Here is a 15,333-nt window from a genome sequence, read left to right on the forward strand (position 1 = left end):
CGGATGGACGCGTCGCCATCCACGATTCCGGGAGAAGCGCCGCCAGTATGCCCACCCGCCACGACATTCGTAACGTCGCCATCGTCGCCCACGTCGACCACGGCAAGACGACCATCGTCGACGCCATGCTCAAGCAGGCCGGCTCCTTCGCCGCGCACGCCGCCGAGTCCCTCGACGACCGCATGATGGACTCGAACGATCTGGAGCGTGAGAAGGGCATCACGATCCTCGCCAAGAACACGGCGGTGAAGTATCACCCCAAGGACGGCGGCGACGTCATCACGATCAACATCATCGACACCCCCGGCCACGCCGACTTCGGTGGCGAGGTCGAGCGCGGTCTGTCGATGGTGGACGCGGTCGTCCTGCTCGTGGACGCCTCCGAGGGCCCCCTCCCGCAGACCCGCTTCGTGCTGCGCAAGGCCCTCCAGCAGCGTCTGCCCGTCATCCTGTGCATCAACAAGACGGACCGCCCGGACTCCCGGATCGACGAGGTCGTCAACGAGACCTACGACCTCTTCCTGGACCTGGACGCGGACGAGGACCAGATCGAGTTCCCGATCGTCTACGCCTGCGGCCGTGACGGCATCGCCTCGCTGACCAAGCCGGAGGACGGCACGGTCCCGGCGGACTCCACCAACCTGGAGCCATTCTTCTCCACGATCCTGGAGCACGTCCCGGCCCCCGAGTACGACGAGACGGCGCCGCTGCAGGCCCACGTCACCAACCTCGACGCGGACAACTTCCTCGGCCGTATCGCGCTGCTCCGCGTCGAGCAGGGCGAGCTGCGCAAGGGCCAGACCGTGGCTTGGATCAAGCGCGACGGCTCGGTCGCCAACGTCCGCATCACCGAGCTGATGATGACCGAGGCGCTCACCCGCAAGCCCGCCGAGGTCGCGGGCCCCGGTGACATCTGCGCCGTGGCCGGTATCCCGGACATCATGATCGGCGAGACCCTGGCCGACCCGGAGAACCCGATCGCGCTGCCGCTGATCACGGTGGACGAGCCGGCCATCTCGATGACCATCGGCACCAACACCTCGCCGCTCGTCGGCCGTGGCGGCACCGGCAAGGGCGCGGACGCCAAGGCCGCGGTCAAGGACCGCAAGGTCACCGCCCGCCAGGTCAAGGACCGCCTGGACCGCGAGCTGATCGGTAACGTCAGCCTCCGGGTCCTGGACACCGAGCGCCCCGATGCCTGGGAGGTGCAGGGCCGCGGTGAGCTGGCCCTCGCGATCCTGGTCGAGCAGATGCGCCGTGAGGGCTTCGAGCTGACCATCGGCAAGCCGCAGGTCGTCACGCAGGAGATCGACGGCAAGACGTACGAGCCGGTCGAGCGCATGACCATCGACGTCCCCGAGGAGCACATGGGCGCCGTCACGCAGCTCATGGGCGTCCGCAAGGGCCGCATGGACAACATGTCCAACCACGGCTCCGGCTGGGTCCGCATGGAGTTCGTCGTCCCCTCCCGCGGCCTCATCGGCTTCCGTACGGAGTTCCTGACCAACACCCGCGGCACGGGCATCGCCCACTCGATCCACGAGGGCCACGAGCCGTGGTTCGGCACGCTGGCGACCCGTAACAACGGCTCGCTCGTCGCCGACCGCGCCGGCGCGGTCACCGCCTTCGCGATGACCAACCTCCAGGAGCGCGGCGTGCTGTTCACCGACCCGGGCACCGAGGTGTACGAGGGCATGATCGTCGGCGAGAACTCGCGCGCCGACGACATGGACGTGAACATCACCAAGGAGAAGAAGCTCACCAACATGCGGTCGGCCTCGGCCGACTCCTTCGAGGCGATCGTCCCGCCGCGCAAGCTCTCCCTGGAGCAGTCCCTGGAGTTCTGCCGCGACGACGAGTGCGTCGAGGTGACCCCGGAGGCCGTGCGCATCCGCAAGGTCGTCCTGGACCAGAAGGAGCGCGGCCGCACCGCGTCGCGCGCCAAGCGGTAACGCTGGGCGCCGGGCCTTTATCTCGACCTCGGCGCGCGTGGGGCGTCCCTCTTGTACGGGGGGCGCCCCTTCGCTGCGCTTTGCCCGCCTCCCACGTTTTTGGCTTTCCCGCCGTGGTGGTTGTTCGCCGTTGCGCCTGGCGGCGGGCGTGGCGTTTCCGGCTTTCCCGCCATGGCGCCTTGTCCCCGTTGCGCCTGCGGCGGGCGGTTGTTTGTCGGGTGCGGTGACAGCCCTACGGACTCCGTCCTACGGTCTGTCCCCTCCCGTGGTGGGTGGGAAGACGGGCCGGTGGGGCCACACCTGCTCCGTCGACTACCGGCACACGAACGCTGACGCCCAGCCCCACCGGTCTCCTTCCCCCCACCCACGGGAGGGGGCGGACCGCAGGACGGAGTCCGGAGGGGCGCACCCGCTGCCGAAAACGCCCCGCGCAGCGGCACCCAGCCCGCCGCAGGCGAACCAAGCGAAACCCCCACGGCGGGAAAGCCGAAAACGTGGGAGGCGGGCCAAGCGCAGCGGACCGGCAAATGGAGCACCCCCCGCATGCGACACCCCCCACTCTGCGATCTCATGAGGGCCAGGCCCGATCCCTGGGCTTGGCCCGATCGCGGAGCTGAGGAGGCACCATGGGTGGAGCCACGCGCGCGAAGTGGGGCGCGTGCGCCGTCGTGGTCGCTCTCGTGGCCACGGCCTGCGGCGGGGGGAGCGCGGCCCGCGCCGGGGTGGTCAGCGCCTCGTGGGGGGATCCGCAGAATCCCCTGGAGCCGGCGAACACCAACGAGGTCCAGGGCGGCAAGGTCCTGGAGATGCTGTTCCGGGGGCTCAAGCGGTACAACCCGAGGACCGGGGCCGCGCAGAACGTCATCGCGGAGCGCATCGAGACCAAGGATTCGCAGAACTTCACGGTGACGCTGAAGCCGGGCTGGTCCTTCAGCAACGGCGAGAAGGTCACCGCCGCTTCGTTCGTGGACGCCTGGAACTACGGGGCGCTGCTGGACAACAAGCAGAAGAACGCGCCGTTCTTCCAGTACATCGACGGCTTCGACCGGGTGCACCCGGAGGACGGTGTGGCCACCGCCCGGACCCTGTCGGGGCTGGCGGTGAAGGACGACCGGACCTTCACCGTGAAACTCCGTCAGAAGTTCTCCAGCTGGCCGGACACGCTGGGCTATGCGGCCTTCATGCCGCTGCCGCGGGCGTTCTTCACCGACCATGACGCCTGGCTGGAGCGGCCCGTCGGCAACGGCCCGTACGTCGTGGACTCCTACGACAAGGGGTCCGTGCTGCGCATGCGGAAATGGGCGAAGTACCCGGGTGACGATCCGGCCCGAAACGCCGGGATCGACCTGCGGGTCTACACGGACAGCAACACCGCCTACACCGATCTGCAGGCCGGGAACCTCGATCTGGTCGACGATGTGCCGGCCGCCCAGCTCAAGAGCGTCCACGCCGATCTGGGCAAGCGGTACATCAACCAGCCGGCCGGGATCATCCAGACCCTCGCCTTCCCCATGTACCTCAAGGGATGGGGCGAGCCGGGCAAGGACAAGGTGCGCCGCGGTCTGTCGATGGCGATCGACCGGGAGCAGATCACCAGGGAGATCTTCCAGCGGACGCGGACGCCCGCGACGGACTGGACCTCGCCGGTGCTCGGGGCGGACGGGGGGTACAAGGCGGGGCTGTGCGGTGAGGTCTGCACGTTCGATCCGGCGAAGGCCAGGGCGCTGGTCAAGGAAGGCGGCGGGCTGCCCGGCGGCCGGATGACGATCACGTACAACGCCGACACCGGATCGCACAAGGACTGGGTCGACGCGATCTGCAACAGCATCAACAAGTCGCTGGGGGACGACGAGGCGTGTGTAGGAAATCCGATCGGCACGTTCGCCGATTTCCGGAACAAGATCGCGGCGAAGGGAATGCCCGGACCGTTCCGCAACGGCTGGCAGATGGACTATCCGCTGATCCAGAACTTCCTGCAGCCGCTGTACTACACCAACTCCTCGGCGAATGACGGAAAGTTCAGCAACGCCGGATTCGACAAGTTGGTGAACGTGGCGAACGCGGCGACGGACAGCAAGGAGGCCGTCGCGAAGTTCCAGGACGCGGAGCGGATACTCGCCCGCCAGATGCCGGCGATTCCGCTGTGGTACCAGAACGGCAGCGGCGGCTATTCGGACCGCATCAGCAATGTGTCGCTGAATCCGTTCAGCGTGCCGGTCTACAGCGAGATCAAGGTCAACTGAGCGAGCCGCGGGCGCTGCCGGCGCCGCCCGTACTGTCCGCGCGATGAGGGAGGTTGGGGCCGGTGGGACGCTATGTGATCCGGCGGCTGCTGCAGATGGTCCCGGTGTTCGTCGGCAGCACGTTCCTGATCTTCTTCATGGTGTACGCGCTGGGCGACCCCGTCGCGGCGATGTTCGGCGACCGGGCGCCGGACCCCGCCACCGCCGCCCAGATCCGCCGCGACCTCTACCTCGACCATCCGCTGTGGCAGCAGTACCTGCACTACATGGGGCAGATCTTCCGGGGGGACTTCGGCACCGCCTTCAACGGCCAGTCGGTCACCGAGCTGATGGCCTCGGCCTTTCCGGTCACGCTGCGGCTGACGGTGGTCGCCGTCGTGATCGAGATGGTGGTGGGCGTCGTGCTGGGGGTGTTCAGCGGTCTGCGGCGGGGCCGGGGCATCGACACCTCGGTGCTGCTGCTCTCGCTCGTCGTGGTGTCCATCCCGACGTTCGTGAGCGGCTATCTGCTGCAGTTCGTGTTCGGCGTGCGGTGGGGATGGGCCGCGCCGTCCGTCGCGCCGGAGGCACCGCTGAACGAGATGCTGCTGCCGGGCCTGGTGCTGGCGCTGGTCTCGCTGGCGTATGTGACCCGGCTGACCCGCACCTCGATCGCGGAGAACGCCCGCGCCGACTACGTCCGTACGGCCGTCGCCAAGGGCCTGCCCCAACGCCGTGTCATCACCCGCCATCTGCTGCGCAATTCGCTGATCCCGGTCGTCACGTTCATCGGGACCGATATCGGCGCCCTGATGGGCGGTGCGATCGTCACCGAGCGCATCTTCAACATCCACGGCGTCGGATTCCAGCTCTACCAGGGAATCCTGCGGCAGAACTCGCCGACCGTCGTGGGTTTCGTGACGATCCTGGTGCTGGTCTTCCTCGTCGCGAACCTCCTCGTCGACCTGCTCTACGCCGTCCTCGACCCGAGGATCCGCTATGCCTGAGTCCTATGTCCCCAAGGAAGCCATCGGCCACGGCGACGGCGGCTCCGCCGCGCTGGCCATCGGCGAGGCGGAGTCGCTGGAACGGAGGCCGGGCGCGGCGCCGCCCGGTGCCGGGCCACCCGCCCCCGTGCCCCTGGGCAAGCCGCGCAGCCTGTGGAGCGACGCCTGGCACGATCTGCGCCGCAACCCGGTCTTCGTGCTCTCCGCGCTGGTCATCGTCTTCCTGGTGGTGATCGCGATCTGGCCGCAGCTGATCGCCACCGGCAACCCCTACCGCGCCGACCTGGCCAAGGCGCAGCAGGGCTCCCAGCCCGGCCACCCCTTCGGCTTCGACACCCAGGGCCGGGACGTCTACACCCGCGTGGTCTACGGGGCCCGCGCCTCCATCACCGTCGGCGTCTGCGCCACCGCCGGTGCCGCGCTGCTGGGCAGCCTGATGGGCGGGCTGGCCGGATTCTTCGGCGGCTGGTCGGACACCCTGCTCTCCCGGCTCGCCGACATCTTCTTCGGCATCCCGGTGATCCTCGGCGGGCTGGTGTTCCTCTCCGTCGTCACCAGCACCACCGTCTGGCCGGTGGTCGGCTTCATCGTGCTGCTCGGCTGGCCGCAGGTCTCCCGTATCGCCCGCGGCTCCGTCGTCACCGCCAAACAGCACGACTACGTCCAGGCCGCCCGCGCGCTGGGCGCCGGCAACGGGCGGATGCTGCTGCGGCACATCGCGCCGAACGCGGTGGCGCCGGTCATCGTCGTCGCCACCATCGCGCTCGGTACGTACATCGCGCTGGAGGCGACGCTGTCGTACCTGGGGGCGGGCCTGAAGCCGCCCACCGTCTCCTGGGGCATCGACATCTCCACGGCCTCCACCTACATCCGCAGCGCGCCGCACATGCTGCTGTGGCCGGCGGGCGCGCTGAGCGTCACGGTGCTGGCGTTCATCATGCTCGGCGACGCGGTGCGCGACGCCCTCGACCCCAAGTTGCGCTGAGGAGGCGGCAGATGACGAACAGTGCCGGTGAGGCCGGGGGCGGTGGGGCGGGCACGGTCACCGACACCGCCCTGCTCGACGTGCGGGACCTGCGGGTGGAGTTCCGTACCCGGGACGGGATCGCGAAGGCCGTCAACGGTGTCAGCTTCAGCGTCGCGCCGGGCCAGACGCTGGCGGTGCTCGGCGAGTCCGGGTCCGGCAAGTCCGTCACCGCGCAGGCCGTGATGGGCATCCTGGACTCGCCGCCCGGCTTCGTGACCGGCGGCGAGATCATCTTCCAGGGCCGCGATCTGCTGTCCCTGCGCAAGGACGAACGGCGCAGGGTCCGCGGCGCCAAGATGGCGATGATCTTCCAGGACGCGCTGTCCTCGCTGAATCCGGTGCTCAGCGTCGGGGCGCAGCTGGGGGAGATGTTCCAGGTCCATGAGGGGATGTCCCGTAAGGAGGCCCGCGGCCGGGCGGTGGAGCTGATGGAGCGGGTGGGCATTCCCGCGGCCAGGGCGCGGGTGGGGGACTACCCGCACCAGTTCTCCGGCGGGATGCGCCAGCGCATCATGATCGCGATGGCGCTGGCCCTGGGCCCCGACCTGATCATCGCCGACGAGCCGACCACCGCGCTGGACGTCACCGTCCAGGCGCAGGTCATGGACCTGCTCGCGGAGCTGCAGCGCGAGTTCACCATGGGGCTGATCCTGATCACCCATGACCTGGGCGTGGTCGCCGACGTCGCCGACACCATCGCGGTGATGTACGCCGGGCGGATCGTGGAGACCGCACCGGTCCACCAGCTCTACCGCGCGCCCGCCCACCCGTACACCCGAGGGCTGCTGGACTCCATCCCCCGGCTGGACCACAAGGGGCAGCGGCTGTACGCCATCAAGGGCCTGCCGCCCAATCTGACGGCCATCCCGCCGGGCTGCCCCTTCAACCCGCGCTGCCCGCTGGCGCAGGACATCTGCCGCACGGACCTGCCGCCGCTGTACGAGGCCGGACCCGGCCGAGCCAGTGCCTGCCACTTCTGGAAGGAGACCCTCGGTGGCGCGCGATGACGCAAACCCCGCCGCGGCCGGCGCCGGCCCGGCGCCCGGCGAGCCCCTCCTGGAGATCCGCGACCTGGTCAAGCACTTCCCCCTCACCCGGGGCGTGCTCTTCAAAAAGCAGGTCGGCGCCGTCAAGGCCGTCGACGGGGTCTCCTTCGACCTCCGCAAGGGCGAGACCCTGGGGATCGTCGGGGAATCGGGCTGCGGCAAGTCCACGGTCGCCAAGCTGCTGGTGGGCCTGGAGCGCCCGACGGCGGGTCGGATCCGCTACCGGGGCGAGGACATCACCCGCCTGTCGGGCCGGGCCATGAAGGCGGTGCGACGCAACATCCAGATGGTCTTCCAGGACCCCTACACGTCCCTGAACCCCCGGATGACGGTCGGCGACATCGTCGGCGAGCCCTACGAGATCCACCCGGAGGTGGCCCCCAAGGGAGACCGCCGCCGCAAGGTCCAAGAACTCCTGGACGTGGTGGGGCTCAACCCCGAGTACATCAACCGCTATCCGCACCAGTTCTCCGGCGGCCAGCGCCAGCGCATCGGCATCGCCCGCGGCCTCGCCCTGCGCCCGGAGATCATCGTCGCCGACGAGCCGGTCTCCGCGCTGGACGTCTCCGTCCAGGCCCAGGTGGTCAACCTCCTGGAGCAGTTGCAGGACGAGTTCGACCTCTCCTATGTCTTCATCGCCCACGACCTGTCCGTCGTCCGGCACATCTCCGACCGGATCGCGGTGATGTACCTGGGGCGGCTCGCCGAGATCGGCACCGAGGAGCAGATCTACGACCACCCCACCCACCCCTACACCCAGGCCCTGCTCTCCGCCGTGCCCGTACCGGACCCCGACTCCCGCGCCGCCCGCGAGCGCATCCTGCTCACCGGCGACGTGCCCTCACCCGCCGACCCGCCGTCCGGCTGCCCCTTCCGCACCCGCTGCTGGAAGGCCCAGGACCTGTGCGCCGAGGTCGTCCCCCCGCTCGAAGTCCCCCCGCCCTTCCGGGAGTCGACCGGACCGGCCCGGCACCCCTCGGCCTGTCACTTCGCACAGGAGCGCCAGGTGGTACCGGTCGAGGACCGCCTGCCCGACGGGGAGGACGGCGAGGACGGCGATGACCGCCTGCCCGACGGACCGGAGCCGGGCCCGGTCGCCCACCGCTAGGCCGCCTCGCCAGGGGGCGCCCCGGCCGCTCCGCCGGGCCGGGCCCCGGCCGTGCCGCGCACCACCTCCAGGTACTCCCCGATGGCGTCCCGGTTGCGCACCAGCGTCTCGATGCGCTCGGTCATCCGGTCGCGCTCGCGCTCCAGCGTGGCGAGCATCTCCGGTGTCGCGTCGGGGAAGTGGATGGCCCGGGGCTTGTCCAGGCAGGGCAGGATCTGCTTGATGAGCCGGGTCGGCAGCCCGGCGTCGAGGAGCCCCCGGATCTGCAACACCCGATCCACGCAAGGCTCGTCGTAGGCGCGGTAGCCGTTGGCGCAGCGCTCGGCGACGATCAGCCCCTGCTCCTCGTAGTAACGCAACAGCCGCCGGGGCGTACCCGTACGCGCCGACAGCTCCCCGATCCGCATCCACACCACCTCCCGACAACGACAGCGCCGCCGTGGCCGGGAACATTCCCCGCCACGGCGGCAGTCGGCAGCGCCTGGGTGCTACTTGTCGGAGTCGGTCCCCGCGTCCTCGATCGCCGCCAGCGCCGGGTCGAGGATGATGTCCTCGTCGCGGGCCGCGGTCGTCGGCTCCTCCGGGAAGTGGCAGGCCGTCAGGTGGCCCGCCTCGCTGCCGGAGAGCTGGAGCAGGGGCGGCGGCTCCGTGGCGCACTTGTCCTGCGCCTTCCAGCAGCGGGTGCGGAAGCGGCAGCCGGACGGCGGGTTGACGGGGGAGGGCACGTCGCCGGCGAGCCGGATGCGCTCGCGCTCCTCCTCCTCGCTCTCCACCAGCTTGGCCTCCGGCACCGCGGAGAGCAGCGCGTGGGTGTACGGGTGGCGCGGCCGGTTGTAGATCTCGTCGCGGGAGCCCACCTCGACGACCTTGCCGAGGTACATCACCGCGACCCGCTCGCTGAAGTGCCGCACGATCGCCAGGTCGTGGGCGATGAACAGGAACGCGATGCCCAGCTCGCGCTGGAGCTCCTGGAGCAGGTTGACGACCTGGGCCTGGATGGAGACGTCCAGGGCCGAGACCGGCTCGTCGGCGACGATCAGCTTCGGCTCCAGGGCCAGCGCCCGGGCCACGCCGATGCGCTGCCGCTGGCCGCCGGAGAACTCGTGCGGGAAGCGGTTGTAGTGCTCCGGGTTCAGGCCCACGGTCTCCAGGAGTTCGCGGATCCGCTTCTCCCGCCCACCGGGCGGGTTGATCCCGTTGATCTCCATCGGGCCGCCGATGATGGTGCCGACCGTCTGCCGCGGGTTGAGCGAGGCGTACGGGTCCTGGAAGATCATCTGGATCTCGGAGCGGATCGGCGCCAGTTGCTTGCGCTTGGCGTGGGTGATGTCCTGACCCGCGTACGTGATCTTGCCGGAGGTCGGCTCCATGAGCCGGGTGAGCAGCCGTCCGGTGGTGGATTTGCCGCAGCCCGACTCGCCGACCAGGCCGAAGCTCTCGCCGGCGTGCACGGTCAGGTCGACGCCGTCGACCGCCTGGACAGCGCCGACCTTCCGCTTGAACGGAAAGCCGCCGTAGATCGGGAAGTGCTTGGTGAGGCCCTCGGCGGTGAGCAGCGGCTCGCCCGGGGCGGGCTTGGCGTCGCGGGGCGCCGGGAGGGTGACGTTGTCTGTCATGGTGGTCGCTCCCTAGCCCAGCCGGGGCTTGATCTGCTCGGTGAAGAGGGTCTGCTTCTGCTCGGCGCTCAGGTGGCAGGCGGCGGCCCGCCCCAGCTCCAGCAGCGGCCGCTCGTCGGTGCACCGGGTGCCGCCGACCTCGCCGGCGAAGCCGCAGCGGGGGTTGAAGGCGCAGCCCGAGGGCGGGTTGAGCAGGCTCGGCGGGCTGCCCGGGATCGGGTGCAGCGCCTCGCTGACGTCCGAGGACAGCCGCGGCATGGAGCTCAGCAGGCCCCAGGTGTACGGGTGCCGCGGCTGGGTGAGGATCTCCTTGACCGAGCCCCGCTCCACCGCCCGGCCCGCGTACATCACCAGCAGGTCGTCCGCGGTGTTGGCGACCACGCCGAGGTCGTGGGTGATCAGGATGATCGCGGAGCCGAACTCCTGCTGGAGGTCCTTGAGCAGGTCGAGGATCTGCGCCTGGACGGTGACGTCGAGGGCGGTGGTCGGCTCGTCGGCGATCAGCAGCTGGGGGTTGCAGACCAGCGCCATGGCGATCATGGCGCGCTGGCGCATACCGCCGGAGAACTGGTGCGGATAGTCGTCCACCCGCAGCGTCGGCTGCGGGATGCCGACCTTGGCCAGCATCTCGATGGCGCGCTGCCGGCCCTCGCGCTTGCTGGCGCCGGTGTGCTTGATGAACGGCTCGGCGATCTGCCGGCCGACGGTGTAGTACGGCGACAGGGCGGTCAGCGCGTCCTGGAAGATCATGGCCATCTTGTTGCCGCGGAGCTTCTCCAGGGTCTTCTCCTTGGCCCTGGTCAACTCCTGGCCTTCCAGCGTGATGTCGCCGGAGATCTCGGTGGTCTTGGGGTTGTGCAGCCCCAGGATCGAGAGGTTGGTCACCGACTTGCCGGAGCCCGACTCGCCGACGATGCCGAGCGTCTGGCCGCGTTCCAGATCGAAGGAGAGACCGTCGACCGCCTTGACGATGCCGTCCTCGGTGGAGAACCGCACCTGAAGGTCACGAACGGACAGGAAGGGGTCGGACCCGGACGGCGTGGTGGCGTCCTCGGTCTTGGTGAGTGTGGTCACTTCGGTCTCTCCTAGGACAGGCGCACGCGCGGGTCGATGAAGGCGTACGTCGCATCCACGATGATGTTGAACACCAGGATCAGGGCGGCGCTGAAGACCAGCACTCCCATGACCATGGGCAGATCCAGGGTGAGGACGGAGTCGATCGCGAGCCGTCCGACGCCCGCCAGTTGGAAGGTGAACTCGGTGATCATCGCGCCGCCGAACAGCGAGCTGAGGTCCATGCCGAGGATGGTGACGATGGGGATCAGTGAGCCGCGCCAGGCGTAGCGCATGAAGACGTACGAGCGGGACAGACCCTTGGCCTTGGCCGTCCGGACGTGCTCCTCCTGCAGCTGCTCGATCATCGTCGAGCGGGACATACGGGTGTACTGCGCGGTGAAGATCGTCGCCATCACGAGCCAGGGCAGCAGCAGACCCATGAACCAGCCCGCGGGGTCCGAGGTGAGCTCCACGTACTTGGGGGAGTCCATGAGGCCGCTGTAGACGAACAATCCCAGGGCGATCGGGCCGAGGATGTAGATCTGCGCCGAGCTCAGCACCATCGAGACCGAGGTGAGGACCTTGTCCAGGAACGTGCCGCGCTTGTAGGCGGCGAGCAGGCCGGTGCCCAGGCCCACGGTCAGGAAGACCGCGGCGCCGCCGACGGCCAGCGAGGCGGTGGTGGGCAGCCGGTCGATCAGCGTCGCCCAGACGTCCTGCTTGGTGGCGAAGGAGTAGCCGAAGCACGGGGCGTCGCAGTGACCGATGGAGTAGTCGCGGCCGGCGAAGATGCCGACGAGCCAGTCCCAGTACTGCGTCGGCAGCGGCTTGTCGAGGCCGAGGTTCTGGTGGATCAGCGCGATGTTGTCCGCGGTGCAGTTCTTTCCGCAGGACATCGCGGCCGGGTCACCGGCACCGAAGAACACGCAGAACGTGAAGGCACTGAGCAGAAGAAGGATGACAACAGCGCCGAACGTCCGGCGAAGTAGGAATTGAAGCATGGCAGTTCGCTGCTCTCAGGACGGCGGCGGCAGTGGGCGTGAGGGGTGGCGGACAAAGGCCCCGGAGGGCGCGCGTTCCGCCGTGTGCGCGCCGTCCGGAGTGCCTTCGTCAGGTGGTCGCCTGAGCGACTACCGCTACTTCTTCAGGTACAGCGTGTTCGGGTCGAGGTAGCTGACGTCCAGGTTGTACCGGGCGCCGCCGACGTTCGAGCCATACAGCTGGAGCACCTTGGTGTAGAAGACCGGCGCGGCCGGGTTGACCTTCTCCACGATGTACTGGTGCAGCTTCTCCCACTCCGCGGTCGCCTTGGCGACGTCGGTGATCGCGGAGATGCGGGCGATCTCGGAGTTCACGTGCTTGTCGTTGACGTGGGAGTAGTTCGAGGCGCCGTCCTGGATCGTGGTGCCGTCGTACGACGGCGGGATCACGGTCGAGGCGTCCGGCCAGTCCTGGCCCCAGCCGGTCATGTAGATGTCGAAGCCGTTGTCGACCTTGCCCATCTGCTCGTACCAGGAGGCCGCGTCGACCTCCTTCTTCTGCACGTTGAAGCCGGCCTTGGTCAGCGCGTCCTCGATGGCGACGGCTTCCTTCTGGCGCGACTCGGTGTTGGAGTAGGCGTACACGAGCTTCATGCCCGTCTTGCCCGCCTCCTTCAGGAGCTTCTTGGCCTTCTCCGGCTCGCCGTTGGGGTGCGTCAGCTTGCCGTAGGGGTCGTAGCCCTTCTTGTAGCCGGCGACGGTCGGGGCGAGCAGGCCGCCGGCGATCTCACCGCCGTAGCTGCCGCCGTTGAGCCGGACGATCTGCTGGCTCGGCAGCGCGTAGGTGATCGCGTCGCGGATCTTCTTGTCCTTGAGGCGGTCCATGTTGAAGTTCATCTGCCAGACGTAGGGCTGGTAGCCCTGCACCAGGCGCTTGCTCGCGCTCGGGTTGTCCAGCACATTCTTGGTCAGCGTGGGCTCCACCGAGTTGGTGAGGCTCACCGCGTTCTTCGCCTCACCCTGGTCGGCCATCAGACGCTTGGTGGAGTCCGACGCCTGGTGGTTGAAGGTGAAGTTGTAGCCGTCCGGGTACGCGGTGCGCATCGGGTCCGTCTTCGGGTCCCAGTTCTTGTTGCGCACCAGCTGCATGGACTTGCCGGACTTGAACGACGCGATCTTGTACGGGCCCGAGGTCACCGGCTTGACGTCGTAGGCGTCCTTGGTGTCCTTGGCGCTGTCCGGGACCACGCTGTAGCCGGGCATCGTCAGCGCGTAGGGCAGCTGCGACTGCGGCTTCTTGAAGTGGAAGATGACGGTCTTCTCGTCCGGGGTGTCCAGGACGCTCTTGGGCAGGTGGTCGCCCTTGTACGGACCGTCCGGCAGCGCCTTGCGGTAGGTCGTGCCGGCGCCCGACAGCCAGGTCTGGATGTAGGTCGGGCCGTCGGTGATGAACGTGGCGTACAGGCGCTCTATGGAGTGGCGGATGTCCTTCGAGGTGATCGGCTTGCCGTCCTCGAACTTGATGCCGTCCTTGAGCGTGTACTTCCAGGTCTTGCCGCCGTCGGACATCTGGCCGGCGTCGGTGGCGAGGTCACCGACCACCTTGGCGTTGCCCTTGTCGTCCTGCTTGAACGCGGTCAGCCCGCGGAAGATCAGCTGCGACAGGGCCTTCATGTCGCTGACGTACATCTGGCCCGGGTCCAGGTGGTTGAAGCTGTCACGCTGGTACACGCGGATGGTGCCGCCCTTACGCGCGCCCTTGACGGCAACGGCCGGGCCGGTGGAGTCGGCCGCGGTGCCCATCGGGATCGCCTTGGCCTGCGCCGCGGCGTCCGCGTCCGTCTGCGCCTTGTCCTTGTTGGAGCCGCTGCCGCCGCTGCAACCGGTCAGCGCGAGTGAACCGGCCGCCAGGGCCACGATCACCGCGCGTGCTCTGCGCGTAGAAAGTGCGTTCATGAGTTCCAAGCACCTGCCTGTCAGTTGGGGTCCAGTTGTGCTGTCCGAAGCAACCGGGGCAGGCCCGGGAGGTGGGGGTGACAGCGAGCCCCCCGCAAGTGGACGGTCAGCGACCGGACTTGGGGTCGAAGGCGTCGCGGACCGAGTCTCCGAGCAGGTTGAAGCAGAGCACGAAGATCAGCATGGCCGCGGCGGGGAAGAGCAAGAAGGTGGGGTCGTTCTCGTAGAAGCGGGCACCCGACTGGAACAGCCGTCCCCAGTCGGGGGTCGGCTCGACGATGCCGACGCCCAGGAAGGACAGGCCCGCCTCCGCGGTGACGAAGAGCGGCAGCATGTAGGTGCTCTGCACGAGCACCGGCGTGACCACGTTCGGGAGCAGTTCCTTGCGGATGATCCGCCAGGGCGAGGCGCCGGTGATCTTGGCGGCCTCCACGAACTCCCGCTCGCGCAGGGAGAGCACCTGTCCTCGCAGCAGTCGCGCCAGACCCATCCAGCCCAGGAACCACTGGACGATGATCAGCGCACAGACCCGCACGTAGGTGGGGGTCTCGTCACCCGGGTCCACGAAGAGCGCCACCACGACCGGCATGAAGGCCACGAAGGTCAGCTGGCTCGGGAAGGCCAGCAGGAAGTCGATCACCCGGCTGATGAAGAAGTCGGCCTTGCCGCCGACGTAGCCGGCCGTCACACCGATGAGGATGCCGGTGAGCACGGTCAGGATGGTCACCGCGACGGAGATGCCCAGCGACATCCGGATGCCGTAGATCAGCTGCATGAACACATCCCGGCCCAGCTGCGGTTCGATGCCGAACCAGTGCTCGGGCGAAATGCCCCCGTTGGCCCCGGCCGGGTAGCCGAACTCGTCGAGGAGGTTGGGATCTTCGCTGCCGTAGAACGTGTACGGGTCCTTGCCGTACAGCGAGCCGATCACCGGGGCCAGGGCCGCGATCACGAAGAAAGCCAGCACGACGATCCCGCAGATCATGCCCGTTCGGTCGCGCTTGAAGCGCATCCACATCAATTGGCCGGGGGATCGGCCGACGAGCTCACCGCCCTTGCTCTTCTTTTCCTTCTTCAGACCCTTGGGTCCAAGTCCCGGGGTATCGGACTTGGTAGCCGCGGTCTGGGATGGACTAGTCATCGCGAAGTGCCCCCGCGCCGAGTTCTCTTGGAACGTGAAGCGGCGCCGAGTCGCACCGCTGGATGAGCGGACTTTCGCAAGTGATTTATGGCGGAGTCAAGGGGATCGGGTGCCCTTACGAACAGGTCGTCTACTTCTTGAGCGAAGATTGCGCAGATCGACGCAAGGGCGTGCTTGACAGGTGGGCGGGATATGCGGCATGGGGGACATATGCCCATCAAC

12 protein-coding genes are annotated in these 15,333 nt (G+C 68.5%); 6 read left to right on the forward strand and 6 right to left on the reverse strand.

All coding sequences use genetic code 11. The features are described 5' to 3' along the window. The first annotated feature begins 47 nt into the window (after positions 1–47). The 6 genes from typA (at position 48) to AC0680_RS24970 (ending at position 8,362) form a co-directional block, all read left to right on the forward strand. Positions 48–1,952: a translational GTPase TypA gene (gene typA, locus AC0680_RS24945; protein ID WP_384432264.1), complete on the forward strand. Its 1,905-nt coding sequence runs from the start codon at positions 48–50 to the stop codon at positions 1,950–1,952. A 626-nt stretch (positions 1,953–2,578) separates the two neighbouring features. Next, a complete protein-coding gene (locus AC0680_RS24950; protein ID WP_478632546.1) occupies positions 2,579–4,195 on the forward strand; it encodes a peptide ABC transporter substrate-binding protein in 1,617 nt (538 codons plus the stop codon). Positions 4,196–4,257: 62 nt separating this feature from the next. After that, the gene (locus tag AC0680_RS24955) at positions 4,258–5,181 is read left to right on the forward strand and encodes an ABC transporter permease (RefSeq protein WP_478632549.1); all 924 of its coding nucleotides are present in this window, start codon (positions 4,258–4,260) and stop codon (positions 5,179–5,181) included. Then, complete coding sequence (locus AC0680_RS24960) at positions 5,174–6,166, forward strand: ABC transporter permease (RefSeq protein ID WP_478632551.1); 993 nt, start codon at positions 5,174–5,176, stop codon at positions 6,164–6,166. Before AC0680_RS24955 ends, AC0680_RS24960 begins: the two co-directional genes overlap by 8 nt. A gap of 11 nt (positions 6,167–6,177) precedes the next feature. Then, entirely contained in the window at positions 6,178–7,215 is a 1,038-nt protein-coding gene (locus AC0680_RS24965; protein WP_478632553.1) for an ABC transporter ATP-binding protein, read from the forward strand. After that, positions 7,202–8,362 (forward strand): ABC transporter ATP-binding protein, encoded by a 1,161-nt coding sequence (locus tag AC0680_RS24970; RefSeq protein WP_478632556.1) that lies wholly within the window; start codon positions 7,202–7,204, stop codon positions 8,360–8,362. The genes AC0680_RS24965 and AC0680_RS24970 overlap by 14 nt, the downstream gene beginning before the upstream one ends. On the opposite strand, the gene AC0680_RS24975 is transcribed toward AC0680_RS24970, so the two are convergent. The 6 genes from AC0680_RS24975 to AC0680_RS25000 all read right to left on the reverse strand — a co-directional run bounded on the left by AC0680_RS24975 (position 8,359) and on the right by AC0680_RS25000 (position 15,111). After that, complete coding sequence (locus AC0680_RS24975) at positions 8,359–8,769, reverse strand: MerR family transcriptional regulator (RefSeq protein WP_478632559.1); 411 nt, start codon at positions 8,767–8,769, stop codon at positions 8,359–8,361. The genes AC0680_RS24970 and AC0680_RS24975 overlap by 4 nt on opposite strands. Positions 8,770–8,850: 81 nt before the next feature. Beyond that, positions 8,851–9,978 carry an ABC transporter ATP-binding protein gene (locus tag AC0680_RS24980; RefSeq protein ID WP_478632561.1) on the reverse strand — a complete coding sequence of 376 codons (1,128 nt, stop codon included), beginning with the start codon at positions 9,976–9,978 and terminating at the stop codon, positions 8,851–8,853. Between the two features lie 12 nt (positions 9,979–9,990). Then, on the reverse strand, positions 9,991–11,052 hold the full coding sequence (locus AC0680_RS24985) for an ABC transporter ATP-binding protein (protein WP_478632564.1): 1,062 nt from the start codon (positions 11,050–11,052) through the stop codon (positions 9,991–9,993). 11 nt (positions 11,053–11,063) lie between these two features. Beyond that, positions 11,064–12,035, reverse strand: a complete 972-nt coding sequence (locus tag AC0680_RS24990; protein ID WP_478632566.1) for an ABC transporter permease — start codon at positions 12,033–12,035, stop codon at positions 11,064–11,066. Positions 12,036–12,170: 135 nt separating this feature from the next. Next, a complete protein-coding gene (locus AC0680_RS24995; protein WP_478632569.1) occupies positions 12,171–13,970 on the reverse strand; it encodes an ABC transporter substrate-binding protein in 1,800 nt (599 codons plus the stop codon). Between the two features lie 106 nt (positions 13,971–14,076). Continuing rightward, positions 14,077–15,111 (reverse strand): ABC transporter permease, encoded by a 1,035-nt coding sequence (locus AC0680_RS25000; protein WP_478632572.1) that lies wholly within the window; start codon positions 15,109–15,111, stop codon positions 14,077–14,079. Positions 15,112–15,333 lie beyond the last annotated feature (222 nt).

The organism is Streptomyces sp. NPDC043738, from assembly GCF_056436545.1.

What these genes read in the sequence shown, in the direction of transcription:
- typA (WP_384432264.1), top strand. Translation starts at nt 48, where the DNA reads ATGCCCACCCGCCACGACATTCGTAACGTCGCCATCGTCGCCCACGTC.
- AC0680_RS24950 (WP_478632546.1), top strand. Translation starts at nt 2,579, where the DNA reads ATGGGTGGAGCCACGCGCGCGAAGTGGGGCGCGTGCGCCGTCGTGGTC.
- AC0680_RS24960 (WP_478632551.1), top strand. Translation starts at nt 5,174, where the DNA reads ATGCCTGAGTCCTATGTCCCCAAGGAAGCCATCGGCCACGGCGACGGC.
- AC0680_RS24965 (WP_478632553.1), top strand. Translation starts at nt 6,178, where the DNA reads ATGACGAACAGTGCCGGTGAGGCCGGGGGCGGTGGGGCGGGCACGGTC.
- AC0680_RS24975 (WP_478632559.1), bottom strand. Translation starts at nt 8,769, where the DNA reads ATGCGGATCGGGGAGCTGTCGGCGCGTACGGGTACGCCCCGGCGGCTG.
- AC0680_RS24980 (WP_478632561.1), bottom strand. Translation starts at nt 9,978, where the DNA reads ATGACAGACAACGTCACCCTCCCGGCGCCCCGCGACGCCAAGCCCGCC.
- AC0680_RS24990 (WP_478632566.1), bottom strand. Translation starts at nt 12,035, where the DNA reads ATGCTTCAATTCCTACTTCGCCGGACGTTCGGCGCTGTTGTCATCCTT.
- AC0680_RS24995 (WP_478632569.1), bottom strand. Translation starts at nt 13,970, where the DNA reads ATGAACGCACTTTCTACGCGCAGAGCACGCGCGGTGATCGTGGCCCTG.
- AC0680_RS25000 (WP_478632572.1), bottom strand. Translation starts at nt 15,111, where the DNA reads ATGACTAGTCCATCCCAGACCGCGGCTACCAAGTCCGATACCCCGGGA.